The 14,053-nt window shown below is 39.8% G+C and carries 11 protein-coding genes; 7 read left to right on the top strand and 4 right to left on the bottom strand.

All coding sequences use genetic code 11. The features are described 5' to 3' along the window. Positions 1 to 91: 91 nt before the first annotated feature. From ACVA58_RS26730 to ACVA58_RS26715, 4 genes are all read right to left on the bottom strand, one after another. Positions 92 to 2,308: a YjbH domain-containing protein gene (locus tag ACVA58_RS26730; RefSeq protein WP_446513296.1), complete on the bottom strand. Its 2,217-nt coding sequence runs from the start codon at positions 2,306 to 2,308 to the stop codon at positions 92 to 94. A 2-nt stretch (positions 2,309 to 2,310) separates the two neighbouring features. Then, on the bottom strand, positions 2,311 to 3,150 hold the full coding sequence (locus ACVA58_RS26725) for a capsule biosynthesis GfcC family protein (protein WP_446513295.1): 840 nt from the start codon (positions 3,148 to 3,150) through the stop codon (positions 2,311 to 2,313). Between the two features lie 10 nt (positions 3,151 to 3,160). Beyond that, positions 3,161 to 3,880 carry a YjbF family lipoprotein gene (locus ACVA58_RS26720; protein ID WP_446513294.1) on the bottom strand — a complete coding sequence of 240 codons (720 nt, stop codon included), beginning with the start codon at positions 3,878 to 3,880 and terminating at the stop codon, positions 3,161 to 3,163. 176 nt (positions 3,881 to 4,056) lie between these two features. Then, a complete protein-coding gene (locus ACVA58_RS26715; protein WP_446513293.1) occupies positions 4,057 to 4,362 on the bottom strand; it encodes a hypothetical protein in 306 nt (101 codons plus the stop codon). 785 nt (positions 4,363 to 5,147) lie between these two features. On the opposite strand from ACVA58_RS26715, the gene ACVA58_RS26710 reads away from it, so the two are divergent. The 7 genes from ACVA58_RS26710 to ACVA58_RS26680 all read left to right on the top strand — a co-directional run bounded on the left by ACVA58_RS26710 (position 5,148) and on the right by ACVA58_RS26680 (position 14,050). Then, a complete protein-coding gene (locus ACVA58_RS26710) occupies positions 5,148 to 6,287 on the top strand; it encodes a polysaccharide export protein (RefSeq protein ID WP_446513292.1) in 1,140 nt (379 codons plus the stop codon). A 134-nt stretch (positions 6,288 to 6,421) separates the two neighbouring features. Then, on the top strand, positions 6,422 to 8,578 hold the full coding sequence (locus ACVA58_RS26705; RefSeq protein WP_446513291.1) for a polysaccharide biosynthesis tyrosine autokinase: 2,157 nt from the start codon (positions 6,422 to 6,424) through the stop codon (positions 8,576 to 8,578). A 102-nt stretch (positions 8,579 to 8,680) separates the two neighbouring features. Continuing rightward, positions 8,681 to 9,805, top strand: a complete 1,125-nt coding sequence (wecB, locus tag ACVA58_RS26700) for a non-hydrolyzing UDP-N-acetylglucosamine 2-epimerase (RefSeq protein WP_446513290.1) — start codon at positions 8,681 to 8,683, stop codon at positions 9,803 to 9,805. A 34-nt stretch (positions 9,806 to 9,839) separates the two neighbouring features. After that, a complete protein-coding gene (wecC, locus tag ACVA58_RS26695; RefSeq protein ID WP_446513289.1) occupies positions 9,840 to 11,111 on the top strand; it encodes a UDP-N-acetyl-D-mannosamine dehydrogenase in 1,272 nt (423 codons plus the stop codon). Then, positions 11,111 to 12,304: a hypothetical protein gene (locus ACVA58_RS26690; RefSeq protein ID WP_446513288.1), complete on the top strand. Its 1,194-nt coding sequence runs from the start codon at positions 11,111 to 11,113 to the stop codon at positions 12,302 to 12,304. The genes wecC and ACVA58_RS26690 overlap by 1 nt, the downstream gene beginning before the upstream one ends. Beyond that, positions 12,295 to 12,708, top strand: coding sequence for a serine O-acetyltransferase (locus ACVA58_RS26685; RefSeq protein ID WP_446513287.1), 414 nt, complete (start codon positions 12,295 to 12,297; stop codon positions 12,706 to 12,708). Before ACVA58_RS26690 ends, ACVA58_RS26685 begins: the two co-directional genes overlap by 10 nt. A gap of 115 nt (positions 12,709 to 12,823) precedes the next feature. After that, positions 12,824 to 14,050 carry a hypothetical protein gene (locus ACVA58_RS26680; protein WP_446513286.1) on the top strand — a complete coding sequence of 409 codons (1,227 nt, stop codon included), beginning with the start codon at positions 12,824 to 12,826 and terminating at the stop codon, positions 14,048 to 14,050. The last annotated feature ends 3 nt before the right edge of the window (positions 14,051 to 14,053 follow it).

Below are 14,053 nucleotides of genomic sequence, written 5' to 3'. Positions count from 1 at the left end.
AGGACCCAGGACCCAGGACCCAGGACCCAGGACCCAGGACCCAGGACCCAGGACCCAGGACCCAGGACCCAGGACCCGCTCTTCCTCGCTCCTACTCAACCGCTTTGCGGCTGTACCACGGATACCTCGCGTCCGTCACCCCAAACAGCTGGTACTTCCGACTTAGCATCTGGCCGCCATCACGTGTTAACGGTAACCAAGAAATCGTCGCACGATTAGTACTTGGCTTCACTGTCATCACATCGAACGGAATCGAGATGTAGAAACCTTTGGTGTAGCTACCTTCACCGTATTCATCGGAAGACAAATCTGTAAAGGTGGCAAAGGCACCGGCGGTAATACCGCTGTCAAACTGCTTTGAGAAATCGACAGTGACACCGATATCTTCAGTCAGGTATTGGCCCGCGCTAATCTTGAATAAAGTATTTGGCAACCAATCCCATTGTGGCTGATAGTAGCCGGTAACATGACCAGTCATCGCTCCGGTTTGAACGCGATATGGACGATTTGTGATTGGGTCAAATTGATCTTCTTCAGTAAAAAAACCGAAGGCAGAATCAGGATCGCGTTGTACGACATAATTGACATCCATACCTACAGCCCAGTTTGCACCCAATGGACGATACAATAGTTCACCGCCGATACCGCCAAACATCATTTCAAGGTAACCGCCATACGCTTGGCTGTACCAGTTATCGCCTAACTTATCCATCCAGGTAAGCTGGAGGTTATCAAGGCGGACAGGGTTATCACTGATATATTGGCGAACCAAGGTACGAACACGCTTCAAGTCGGTGCCATCAGGTGGCACGTCATACAAGAACTGGTCGTAGTTATCATAGATATTGAAGTAAACCGAGCCGCCGAGTTCAAGGTTATCAGTAAACCAGTAGTTTGCACCGGCATTGATACCAATATTGAACATGTAGAAATCTTCTGACCCACCGATTGATTGCTGCAGAGTCGGGGAAATATTGACATCCCAGCGTTTGCTTGGCTCAGCAACCAGTGTGCCTTCAGGCTCGCTCGGTACAGATACCGAACTGCTGTCTTCAACGCTCGCGCCGATGTACTCAACATTGGCAACTTCACCGAATTTTTCGGCATCGATATGGGTTTCGGTAATCGCTTGATGATTGCTGGTTTCAATCAACCGATACTCAGCAACATCTGGGCCTCGGTTTGCTAATACGGTTGCAGCTCGTTCATGTGCCTCATTGCGATCGCGGTATTTATTCTGATCGGCACTGACCGTAACACTCTTATCATCGTAGTGAATAGTCGGGTTCTTATAGCCCGCAATAGTGTGCAGCTCGTCAGCAAGAACCTGCCATTCCGCATTGGTAAGCTCAGGCTCGTTTGATGAGCTTTGGCTTCTAGGGGCATAGTTCGGGGCTGGCTCATCTTGCCAGCCTGACTTCAGGCTATTGAAGTTGGTATATAGAGTGAATCCGAGTGATAGTGTGTTACCTCTTTCGTAACTTAAACGTACGTCTCCCCAATTATTAATGCGATACAAGGCTCCTACATTAATATGGCTACTTTGTGGGATTGGAATATCAGCGTATTTTACTTGATAATCGCCCTTGTAATCATTAGCGTCATATTCCAGCTTAAACCTCAGAGGCTTAAATGGTGTCTGATACTCAATTCCTCCAAAAAGAGATGTTGGCCCTTTAAACATAGAGTTGAAATCAGTTGTCCCCCATTGCTTATCCATGGAACCTTGTCGCTCACAGTCACTAGTGCAAAATGGATTCCCGATATTATCACTATTTCCAATATAACCCCATGCAATTCCAAAGGTTAAATCTACAGGGCCAAAATTTTTTGTTGCGGCAAAATATTCACTATCGAATAAACCTGTTCCACCAAAATCTCTCAAGCCGAATGAAGTTTCGGGTAACCAGTATGTTTCTTGAAGTAACCTAACTTTTAGATCAATTCCTTTATCATGGAGTTTATTATCACCACTAAAATCTGGATTATCAGTTGAATAAATGTTATGAACTTTACTATAGCGAATAGTGGTCTCTAACCACGGAAATAATTGTAGAGAAACACTATAAAATCCGTAGTCATCATTATTGGTAATATTGAAATTAAATTCACCTTCAGAAGCCATTCGTGCTGTAGGCATTTGCATCAAGCCGACGCCACCAAAGTCAGACTGTGATGGCTTTAATACCGGGTAACTAAACTCATCGGCATTTGCTGAAAACACAGGCAGGATTGCCAATGCAATAGCAGACAGTTTGAAGAAGCGAATAGGTGCTTGAGCAAAAATATTGATTCCTTTGTTTGACATGATTACAGCACCTTGTTCCTTAGCAAGTTAATCATTTCCTGGTTGAGCGACTGGTAGCCACTCGGTAAATTGCCATAGCCGATAAAAATGGTCGCTCCAGGAGCAACGTCCATATGATCGCTATTCCAGTAAGCAATAGGGTGTTGTTCTACCTTGCCATCTGGCTGAATCACCACCACATAATCTTTTTGGTGATTGTCAATTAATGCTGTTTTATCTAGGTATTGCTTTGCCGATAAACGTGGCTGCCAATGGAGTGTGGTTGGTTTTTGCGTGGCCCCAATGATCAACACATCATTGGGGCGATTGGCTAAATAAAGATGATAATCTCCATTGAGCAAAGGGTTTAATTTTTTGTTCAACCTAATGGCATCAAAATCAAGCGCGATAAACTGCCTAGTGTATATGATGTTATCGCTTATCCATCGTTCATTGGCCTTAAGGCTCGCTTTCAATGCAAAGCTGGTCGGCTCTTTATCAACAAGCTGGTCGATGAGTTTAAGAACCGTTGATTTGTTCTCTGGTTCAGTGGCTGTGCTCAAAGTACTCCCGAGCCAGAAAATATTATCGGCGCGAAGGGGATTGTTTTGCCCACGACTATTCTTTGTTAATTGAGAAGCATTTGTTAGCTGCGTAGCAATATTGTCGCTAACCACTTGGCTCAAACGAACAGGCTCTAAATAGCTTAAAGACCATGCTTGAGCTTTATCTGGGCTGTAAATAGTGACATTCAACGTTTTCTGAGTGTTATTCGCAGCAATTGCTGATGGATTAAACGAGACTACCGTTAAAAATATGAGTAGTGATGGCATTGCTCGTTGAATAAATCTAAAAAAACTCACGATATTATCCCTAGGCAAATGGTTTAAGTTGAATCAGTTCGATATAAGGCAGATTGGGAGCCAGTTTTTGTTTGCTTTTAATGACGGCTCCGTTGCTTGGATCTATCCACCAGTGATTGTCGTATTCAATACCTAGGGTAGGGATAGAGACACGCTCGATATAATGCTTGCTTGGCTTACTGCTATCGTTGATATCAAGCTGTTCGCTAGCAATGAAGGCAAATTCACTTTTTACCGGATAGCCAAAATGATACCCAGGTTGCCAATCAATAGTATGCTGCCAATGGGTTGGGGTAGTGGCTAAGTGCAGCCCCAAAGCGAGTGGGTCAGTTTGATTGCTACGGCTGCTTACAAGATTACCTGATGGTAAGTTGAGGGTTTTGATTATCCGACCGTTTTCTGTGATAAGCATCCCTTTGTCAGCAGATACCCACTTAAGCTGAGTATATGATGGATTTACTGAGCTTGACGTCGATAAATCTGTTAAGTCGGTTAAACCAAGCGTCACACTATTTTCAGCAAAAGCCAGTACCATAAAAGCCTGTGGGCCATCATCAACACGGGCATACATACTGGCATAAGGCAGCTGGTTGATTTCTTTTGCACTTAAGGCGATATCTTTGTCACCAAAAAAGGCAAGATTAACGGTGTCGTTAACATCATTAAACTTCTGGCTGCACCCTGTAAGTGCTAGTAAGAGAAGTAATGCAGTGGAACATTGTCGAAACATGGAGGTAGCATCCAAATTGCTCAATTGAGGTAAATAGAGTGTTTCAGAATAAGGTGTCAGACTAAGGTGGTCGCTGTCTAGTCGCTGTTGAGTAAATTTCAGGTCAATTAACAAAATTAACCGCGCAATAAAGCGCGGTTAATCACAATCAACTCAAACTTTAATTGGTTAAAGAATTACTGAGTTGCTGTTGCTGTCGTTGTTGTGCTTGTGCTGCCGCCAGAATCGGCGACCGCAACACCAGCAACAGCAACTGCTGCACCGACTGCAACGGTAGTTGCTGTAATACCACCAGCTGCTGCTGCGGTCGCGCCTGCTGTACCTGCTGCTGCACCAGTTGTAGACGCAGTTGCACCTGCAGTCGTCGCAGTAGAAGATGCTGTACCGCCAGTTGTCGCAGCAGTAGTACCTGTTTCAGTCGCTGCGAAAGTTGCACCACTTAGTGATAGCGCAGCAATCATTGCCAAAGCTGTTGTTTTCATCCCATTCCCTTACTTGTTGGTCAAAAGTAACAGTTACGTATATAAAAAAATATAAATCAAGCGATTCCCGCCTTCTATGCAATGATATTGCGATTAACACAAATCCGCAATGCATCTAGCTAATTGTCATAAAAGAGTTTTATGAATTCTTAAACTCAGGAGCCTCAAAAAGAGAAGTTACTCCCAAAAATAGTGAGTAACTTACTGATAAAGATCACCTTGAGGAGGATTTAGGTGTGCTACTTGGGTCCTAGCGATTTTATAACGTTTTTGAAAGCTTCTGAATGGCAGGTAAGTTGTTAAAAATCAATGAGGTAAAAATGCTTCTTAAGGTTTTGTGAAAGTAAGCGACAAAATTCATATTCCTATCAACATAAAAAATGTGTAAAATCATCAACCATATTTGAAGGGGGGAAACCTCATCATTTAAGTTGAAATTTGACATTTCGACGTAACAAACTTGCGGTAGTGTACCTCGCACTCAAAAATTGACGGTCATTAGGAACCACAACCTAAGGGCGGTAGCATGCCTAAACCACTCTGGTCGTTAAGCTGACCGTTGTATAAATTAGCAAAGTTTCTCTTGTTTGGACCCAGAACATCCGTTCATCTTTAGCTGATAGCTGATAGCTGATAGCTGATAGCTGATAGCTGATAGCTGGGTCAACCAACGGTAGTTTCACTTTTTGTTTTAATCATTTTATCTTCGCTGATCGCTGATCGCTGATCGCTGATCGCTGATCGCTGACTTTTTATTTCTTCTTTCAACTTTTTCGAAAAAAAATATGCATTTCACAAAGAAGCTCCTAATACCGGCAATGGCAACAGCCATGCTGGCGGGCTGTACAGTGCCCGGTTCACACTTAAATATAGATGATAAAAATGTCGTTGCTTCTCAACAAGAAAGAGACAGTGACATATCTGAACAGGTGAATGTCTACCCGCTAACAGCCAGCGCAGTAAGGCAATTTAAAGCGCCGGCTGTATACTCAAAGGCAAATCCGGCAATAGACGCTGAGATTGCGCGCTATCAGTACCGGATTGGACCTGGTGATATCTTAAATATCACCATTTGGGACCACCCTGAGCTGACCATTCCTGCGGGCTCTTATCGGAGCTCAGCAGAAGCGGGTAACTGGGTACACGCTGATGGCTCAATCTTTTATCCTTATATCGGTTCTGTGCGTGTAGAAGGTAAAACGGTTACCCAAGTACGGGATGAAATTGCTTTACGGTTGGCGGAGTTTATAGAAAGCCCACAAGTGGATGTTAATGTTGCGTCTTTCCGCTCGCAGAAAACCTACATTACGGGTGAAATAAATCAGCCGGGCCAGCAGCCAATTACTAATGTGCCATTAACGTTATTGGATGCGGTTAACCGTGCTGGCGGCCTAGCAGAGAGTGCTGATTGGCGTAACGTGACGCTTACCCGAAATGGCATGGAAGAAAACGTCTCACTTTATGCGCTAATGCAACGCGGCGATTTAACCCAGAACCGATTATTACGCCCTGGTGATATTGTTCACGTACCACGAAACGATGCGCAAAAAGTATTTGTAATGGGTGAAGTGAATAACCCACAGCTACTTAAAATTGATCGTAGCGGTATGAGCCTAACCGAAGCGTTGAGTCATGTTGGTGGTATTAATGAGCTTGAAGCCGATGCCACCGGTATATTCGTCATCCGTGGCAATGAGCTATCAACCAATGATGAAAGCCAGCCATTGGCAAATATTTACCAGCTGAATATTAAAGATGCATCAGCCTTGGTGATCGGTACCGAATTTGAGTTACAGCCTTATGATATTGTTTATGTAACAGCCGCACCGATTAGTCGTTGGAATCGAGTAGTGCGTCAATTGTTACCAACTATTACTGGCTTTAATGAGCTAACTGAAGGTGCACTTCGAGTGAGGGATTGGTAATAGACTCTGAAATGCCAAGCTTCTAGTTCCTTTGTATAGTCTAGATAAACTCATAAGTTGAATAGGCGTAATATGTTAATATGCAGAATCTATTTTTATGATTTAGGCTCTGCAATAAACTCAGATAAATATTTATGAATGTTAATCAGAACATAAACAACCAGAACGATTCAGATGCAATCGATTTGGGAAAACTTTTCGGTGTATTGCTTGATTATCGCTGGATAATTATTGTCACAACATTTTTGTTTGCAACTATTGGCGTGGTTTACGCGCTTTTAGCAACGCCAGTCTATAAAGCAGATGCATTAGTTCAGGTAGAAGAAAAAAGTTCAGGAGTACCTGGGCTTTCTGACATTTCTGAAATGTTTGCATCAGAGTCTTCTGCTGATACCGAAATTCAAATTATTAAATCCCGTATGGTATTGGGTAATACGGTTGATAAGCTCAACCTCACTGTAAATGTTGAACCAAAGTATCTGCCGATTATTGGTAAAGGTTTAGCAAGATTAAAAGATGAAGACAAACCGGTCGCGATCATTTCAAAGCTGGAGCTTCCACACTCGCTAATGGGGGAGAAGCTTCTTTTCACGGTTGAAACTGACCAGAGCTATACTTTTTCTTTTGACGGTGAAGAACTAATTACGGGGCGTAAAGGTGAATTGTCAGAAGCTGGAGACATTTCGATTTTAGTGTCAGATATTATAGCAGCTCCTGAAACTGAATTTACCGTAGTTAAGCGTGCTCGCTTAGTCACCATTAGTGAATTGCAAAAAAAAGTTAGAGTTTCTGAACAGGGTAAAAAAACTGGCATTCTTAGATTAACTCTTGAGGGTGAAAAACCTCATGATATTCAGAAGGTACTCAATAGCATTACTGAAGATTACTTAATGCAGAATATTGATCGTACTTCCGCAGAAGCGGAGAAGAGCCTACAGTTTTTACGTGGTCATTTACCTGATATTAAGCAGCAGTTAGATGAGTCTGAAGCAAAGTTAAATGCCTATAAGCTTGAAAATGATTCTGTGGACTTAGCCCTAGAAGCTAAATCTGTGCTTGATACTATGGTAACGGTAGAGGCGCAGCTCAATGAACTAACCTTCAAAGAATCTGATATCGCCCAGCGCTTTACCAAAAGTCATCCTGCTTATGTCTCGTTACTAGAAAAACGTCAAACTTTAGAAGGCGAAAAAGCGCGTATTGATCGTATGGTCTCTCGTATGCCAAGAACCCAGCAAGAAGTGATTCGCTTAAGCCGAGATGTCGAAGTTAATCAGGCGATTTACTTGCAGTTGGTTAACAAGGTTCAAGAGCTAAACGTCATGAAGGCTAGTGCGGTTGGTAATGTCCGTATTCTGGATAACGCCGAGACCTTGGAAGAAGCAGTTAAACCTAAAAAAGCCATTATCGTTATAATTGCTACCATGTTAGGTGGTGTATTGTCAGTAGCATTTGCGTTGGTGAAACAAGCTTTCCACCGTGGCGTAGAAAATCCAGATGAAATCGAAGCCATCGGCTTACCGGTTTATGCCAGTGTGCCAATGTCAGATTGGCAGATTGAACTGGAGAAAAAGCAAAAGGGTAAAAAGCAGCTATCGGTACAAGATACCCTGTTAGCGGTGTCTAACCCTGCAGACTTGTCTGTCGAAGCATTGCGAAGTCTGAGAACCAGCTTGCATTTTGCCATGATGGAAGCGAAGAATAACATCATAATGATTTCTGGTCCGAGCCCTGGTATTGGTAAATCATTTGTCTCTGCCAACATGGCGGCAGTCGTTGCAAAATCAGGCCAGAAAGTGTTGGTTATTGATGCTGATATGCGCAAAGGCCGAATGGAAAAACAGATGGCAATAAATCCTAAACCAGGGTTGTCTGATTTCTTAAGCGGCCAAACCAGTATTGAAAGTCTAATCAAGCAACCAGGTGTTGAAGGCATGGACTTTATTGGTCGAGGTGAAGTGCCACCAAATCCATCAGAGCTGCTAATGCACCCGCGTTTTAAAGAGTTGATGGACTGGGCATCAGAAAATTACGATATCGTTATTGTTGATACCCCACCAATTTTGGCTGTAACTGACCCTGCTATTGTTGGTGCCCATGCGGGTACCACACTGCTAGTGGGACGTTTCAGTCAAAATTCAGTGAAAGAAATTGAAGTGACTAAACAGCGTTTTGAACAAAATGGTATTGAGATTAAAGGTTTTATTCTTAATGCCGTTGTTCGTAAAGCTAGTAGTTATTATGGTGGAAACTACGGTTATTACAACTATAGCTATAGTAATTCAAAATAAATAAACATCAGGAAGGAAATAATAATAGAGGCGCCAATTTGGCGCCTCTATTATTTATAAGCCTGATTTATGAATTTAGAAAATTATAATTAGGATTTAAAGATGACAAAAAAACGTGTCCTCACGGTTTTTGGTACTCGCCCAGAAGCAATTAAAATGGCACCGCTAGTTCATGCACTAGCTGGTGATGAGCGTTTTGAAGCCAAAGTGTGTGTGACTGCTCAGCATCGAGAAATGCTTGATCAAGTTTTAGACCTTTTTGAAATTAAGCCGGACTTTGATCTGAACTTGATGAAAGTTGGTCAAACACTCAATGATGTAACTGCACGAATTTTGCTTGAGCTAAAACCAGTATTGCAAGAGTTTAAACCAGATGTGGTTTTGGTCCATGGTGATACTGCAACTACTTTTTCAGCAAGCCTCGCAGCATATTATGAACAAATTGCTGTCGGTCATGTAGAAGCCGGCCTTCGCACTGGTAATATTTATTCGCCTTGGCCAGAAGAGGCAAACCGGAAACTAACGGGTGCTTTGACTAAATATCACTTTGCACCGACAGATACTTCTAAGCAGAACTTAATTAATGAAAATTATGATCCATTGAATATTTCAGTCACTGGCAATACGGTAATTGATGCTTTATTGATGGTAAAAGACAAGATTGATACTGACAAAGATTTAAATGCAACTTTAGCTGCTCAGTTCCCATTCTTAGATAACAATAAGAAACTAATCTTAGTAACTGGACACCGACGTGAAAGTTTTGGTGGTGGATTTGAACGTATTTGTCAGGCTCTGGCTGAAACAGCAAAGTCGCATCCTGAAAGCCAAATTCTATACCCGGTTCACTTAAATCCAAATGTGCGTGAACCAGTGAAACGCATACTATCTGGTGTCGATAATATTCATTTGATTGAGCCTCAGCAGTACTTGCCGTTTATTTATTTAATGAGTCGCGCTCATATCATTTTGACTGACTCTGGCGGTATTCAAGAAGAAGCCCCTTCATTAGGCAAACCGGTTTTAGTAATGCGTGATACGACAGAACGGCCTGAAGCTGTTGCTGCTGGTACCGTGAAATTAGTTGGTACTGACGTTGAGGAAATTATCATTCATTTAAATACCTTGCTTACTGATACTCAAGCGTATCAAGCAATGAGTTATGCCCATAACCCTTATGGTGATGGTAAAGCTTGTCAGCGCATTCTCGATGTATTAGCCAAATAATATTTAAAATTAAAACAAAAAATAGGGATTAAAAATGTCTTTCGAAACAGTTTCCGTAGTTGGATTAGGTTATATTGGCTTACCAACAGCAGCGATGTTTGCATCACGTAAAAAGAAAGTCATCGGTGTTGATGTAAGTCAACACGCAGTTGACACTATTAATCAAGGTAAGATTCATATTGTTGAACCTGATCTTGATATGATCGTGAGTGCTGCAGTTAGCGAAGGGTATTTAAAGGCGGTTACTACACCTGAGCCTGCAGATGCGTTTTTAATTGCAGTACCAACGCCTTTCTTACCTTGCCAAGAAGGAGAGGTGCCTGCACCTGATCTTTCATACATTGAGGCCGCAAGTGAAGCGATAGCACCAGTATTGAAAAAAGGTGATTTGGTTATCCTTGAGTCAACATCGCCAGTTGGAGCAACAGAAAAAATGGCTGCATGGCTGGCAGAGATACGCAAAGACCTAACTTTCCCACAGACACATGGCGAGGAAGCTGATGTAAATATTGCCCATTGCCCTGAACGGGTCCTTCCTGGCCATGTAGTTCGCGAACTTGTTGAGAATGACCGTGTTATTGGTGGTATGTCTGCACGTTGTTCACAACGTTCAGTAGAGTTATATAAAACCTTTGTTCTTGGTGAATGTGTAGTAACTAACGCACGTACAGCAGAAATGGCAAAACTGACTGAAAACAGTTCTCGTGATGTGCAGATTGCTTTTGCTAATGAGCTATCAATTATCTGTGATAAGCTAGATATTAATGTGTGGGAATTGATTGCACTTGCTAACCGCCACCCTCGTGTAAACATCTTACAACCTGGACCAGGTGTTGGTGGACATTGTATTGCCGTCGATCCATGGTTTATCGTATCTAAAACACCTGATGAAGCACAAATAATTCATACTGCTCGAAAGGTTAATGATGGGAAACCTGATTGGGTTATTGATAAAGTAAGAATGGCGGTCGCCGATTGTTTACAAACAGATAACGATAGAACGGCAAGAGAGTTAACTATTGCATGCTATGGGCTAGCTTTCAAACCTGATATTGATGATCTACGTGAAAGTCCTGCAATGTTAATAACACAAAAAATAGCTGATATTCATAGTGGACGAGTAATTGCTGTTGAGCCTAACATTAATTCATTACCTTCTAAATTAGAACATGTTGAATTAGTGCCATTTGAGTTGGCAAAACAAGAAGCTGATATTCACGTGATTCTTGTAGATCATAAAGAATTTAAAGCTGATATAAACCTACCAAATGGGTTGATTATTGATACAAAAGGGATTGTTGATTAATGCTTTCAAAAGGCTTAACTAGTAAAGTTGAAGCCATTATAGCCACCGGTTTACCCGGTGGTTATAAAGTCTTGTTGTTCTTAGCACTTCAATATTTTTTTGGTATTGGTGTTTTAGGTCATATTGCTTCTTGGTTTTCAATAGCACAAATTTTATCCTATTTTAGTGCTATTGGCTGGTGTACACTTATTTTAGTTAGGGTTCCTAAACTAAGTAATGAGAAAGATCGAGTAACTGAATTTAATAAACTTGCGCTGATGAGTTTTACTTTGTTAAGTATTATAATAACTGGCATGTTATTAGTCGGCAAATTTATGAATTTATCCAGTGAAACCTCATCAATTATCTTTCTTCTTGTGGGTTGGTCAACATATCAACTACCAAGACATTATTTTTTAGCTTTAAGACATTATAGAAAAATTATAGCTTTTGATGTTGTTTTGATTATCTTAACCTTATCATCAATTTGTTTTGTTCCGGATTCATCGGTTAGTAAAGTGATAGGCTTTAATTTATTAATTATATCAATAGCTAGCTACATTTTTATCTATAATAAGCAAGCGAAATTTAAATTTAGTAAGCCTGAGTTCAAAGGGGTTGAATTTGGATTCACAAATTTTTTAACTGGTGGTATAACGCTTAGTATAATACCAATAGCTAAATTTTTTGAGGGTGAAGAGTTAGCAGGTATAATCTCAATATTTATTACCATTACAGCAATATCACTACTGCTACCGAGAGCAATTTCACTAAATCAACTACCGTTATTATCAGCATCTATTAGTGATAAGGTAAAGAGTCTAAATCTGACCAAAGTAATGGTTCGTGATGTTAGAGTTGTTAATGTTGTAACGAATTTGATTAACGTAGGTATTGCCTTAGTAATTTTATATCTTTACTCTCCAGAGCAATATTATTATAAGTTGGGACTAGTCTTTTTGTTGTTAATTATCCAAAGCTTTATAAATACATTGAGTCTGGTTGATTCAAATGTAATAATGGCCGCCGAACAAAGTAGAACTTCTCTTTTGATTAATTTAAAATCATCGCTTATATTCTTTTCTGTAGTAATTACGTTGATTTTTTATCCTACAGAGTTATCTTTTACTATCGTATGTCTTGTATTAATATTTAGCTCACTTTATAGGCTGAGTATGGTCAATAGAGAATCCAAAAGAACACTATGTCTGTAACTAAATTATATAGAATTGGAAATAAATTACATAGATTAAAGGTACCTTGTGCGGCTATTATCTTTAAGGCAGTAATTAGGATTATCTTTAATTGTGCTGTTGACCCTCGAACAGAAATAGGGGAAGGAAGCTTTTTTGCGTATGGAGGGATTTCTGTAGTAGTACATAAAAGATGTGTCATTGGTAAGAATGTAACTATTTCTCAATGCGTAACAATTGGTGGTCGTTCTGGTTATGAAAATGTGCCGATAATTGGTGATGATGTTTATATCGGTGCTGGAGCAATTATTCTAGGTGGTATAACAATTGGCAAGGGAGCTACTATTGGAGCTGGCTCTGTTGTCTTATCAGATATTGCTGATAATGAAATATGGGCAGGTGTGCCAGCAAAAAAGATCAAATAAACTTTACTTTCTAATAACATTAAATTTTTAACTATCTAATTGACGTTTATTTCTACCAGGAATTTGTCATTGTATTAATGTTTATGTAGTTAAACTCGTGTAGGTAGGTTTACGTTTGAAAATAAGTAATAAAATAGACGGTTCAATTCTTGTTTCACCGTTATCTTTTGTGATAATAACAGCTATTCTTTTTTCATTAGCGGTTCTAGAAAATCCACTTAATTGGGTTGCTGCTTATGGGTGGAGTGGGAACATATCATATGACATTGTTACGGTTTATTTAACCAGTATAATTTTGGGTATTTTGATTGGTAGTGTTGCATCACGAACTAGGTACTCAAATGGTATTAGTTTTAATTTTAATCTAAAGTATTTATGGTATCTTTTTTACTTTGCTGCATTCTTCCAAGTATGCAAGTTTATAAATGTTGGCGATATTCCTCTTTTTGGAAACCCTCATAGTAGATATTTACTCACCTTAGGTGGTTTTGAAGATTACCCGACACGTCTAATAGCACCATTAGCGATTTTATTTTTTTTGGCATACCTAAAGACTGACTCAAGGAAGTTTTTAATACCTGTAGTTGTTGGTTTTTTTCTAAATTTTTTATTTCTTCAAAGACAAGAAGTTCTAAATGTAATATTAGGTTGTTTACTTGTTTTTCTATTTACAAGGAAAGTTAAGATTATCTCTGTAGTCTTATATATCCTAGGTGGTTTTTTTGCTGTTTATTTGCTTATTGGTGTTGGAGCCGTATTAAGGTTTGGTGCCGATCAGTTATCTAGTAGTGTTGGGTTATATGAGCTTCCTCTATGGGTTGTTCATGCAGATTTAACATCTGCTTATATTTTTGGTCAATCTATATTGGAAGATTTATCCGGAGATTTATTATACGGTAAATACTCATTTGGCGCTTATATTTCAATATTTATTCCAGATTACTCTGAACATGGTGCTGAATTTATTAGGAAATATTTTACAGACAAAGATACCGCACAATCTATAGGAGTGCCCTTTTCATATTTTATTGATTTTGGATATTATTCATTAATTCCATTATCTATGTTAAAAGGCTTTCTTTTGTCAATATATTATAATAATTCCATTCGTGAAAAAAAGGCATCAGATATAACAATATATATCATATTATATTTGAATGCTTTGTGGTCAGTTCGGTCAGGTATAATAATAATTTCACCAATAGTCTTATATATCATTATTGCTATATTTGTTTTCAAGAAATTTAATCGTACACCCTATATATCTGGCAGAGATATTATTACACTATTATTTCTATCAACATTTGTTTTATCTTTAGGTGCCTTAGCTATAAGGATTTAATTT

This window comes from Photobacterium sp. DNB22_13_2 (assembly GCF_052873915.1).
This window is presented reverse-complemented; position numbering and strand designations above follow the sequence as displayed.

Excerpts from the sequence above, each read along its gene's own strand:
- ACVA58_RS26730 (WP_446513296.1), bottom strand. The coding sequence starts at position 2,308 with ATGTCAAACAAAGGAATCAATATTTTTGCTCAAGCACCTATTCGCTTC.
- ACVA58_RS26720 (WP_446513294.1), bottom strand. The coding sequence starts at position 3,880 with ATGTTTCGACAATGTTCCACTGCATTACTTCTCTTACTAGCACTTACA.
- ACVA58_RS26715 (WP_446513293.1), bottom strand. The coding sequence starts at position 4,362 with ATGAAAACAACAGCTTTGGCAATGATTGCTGCGCTATCACTAAGTGGT.
- ACVA58_RS26710 (WP_446513292.1), top strand. The coding sequence starts at position 5,148 with ATGCATTTCACAAAGAAGCTCCTAATACCGGCAATGGCAACAGCCATG.
- ACVA58_RS26705 (WP_446513291.1), top strand. The coding sequence starts at position 6,422 with ATGAATGTTAATCAGAACATAAACAACCAGAACGATTCAGATGCAATC.
- wecB (WP_446513290.1), top strand. The coding sequence starts at position 8,681 with ATGACAAAAAAACGTGTCCTCACGGTTTTTGGTACTCGCCCAGAAGCA.
- wecC (WP_446513289.1), top strand. The coding sequence starts at position 9,840 with ATGTCTTTCGAAACAGTTTCCGTAGTTGGATTAGGTTATATTGGCTTA.
- ACVA58_RS26690 (WP_446513288.1), top strand. The coding sequence starts at position 11,111 with ATGCTTTCAAAAGGCTTAACTAGTAAAGTTGAAGCCATTATAGCCACC.
- ACVA58_RS26685 (WP_446513287.1), top strand. The coding sequence starts at position 12,295 with ATGTCTGTAACTAAATTATATAGAATTGGAAATAAATTACATAGATTA.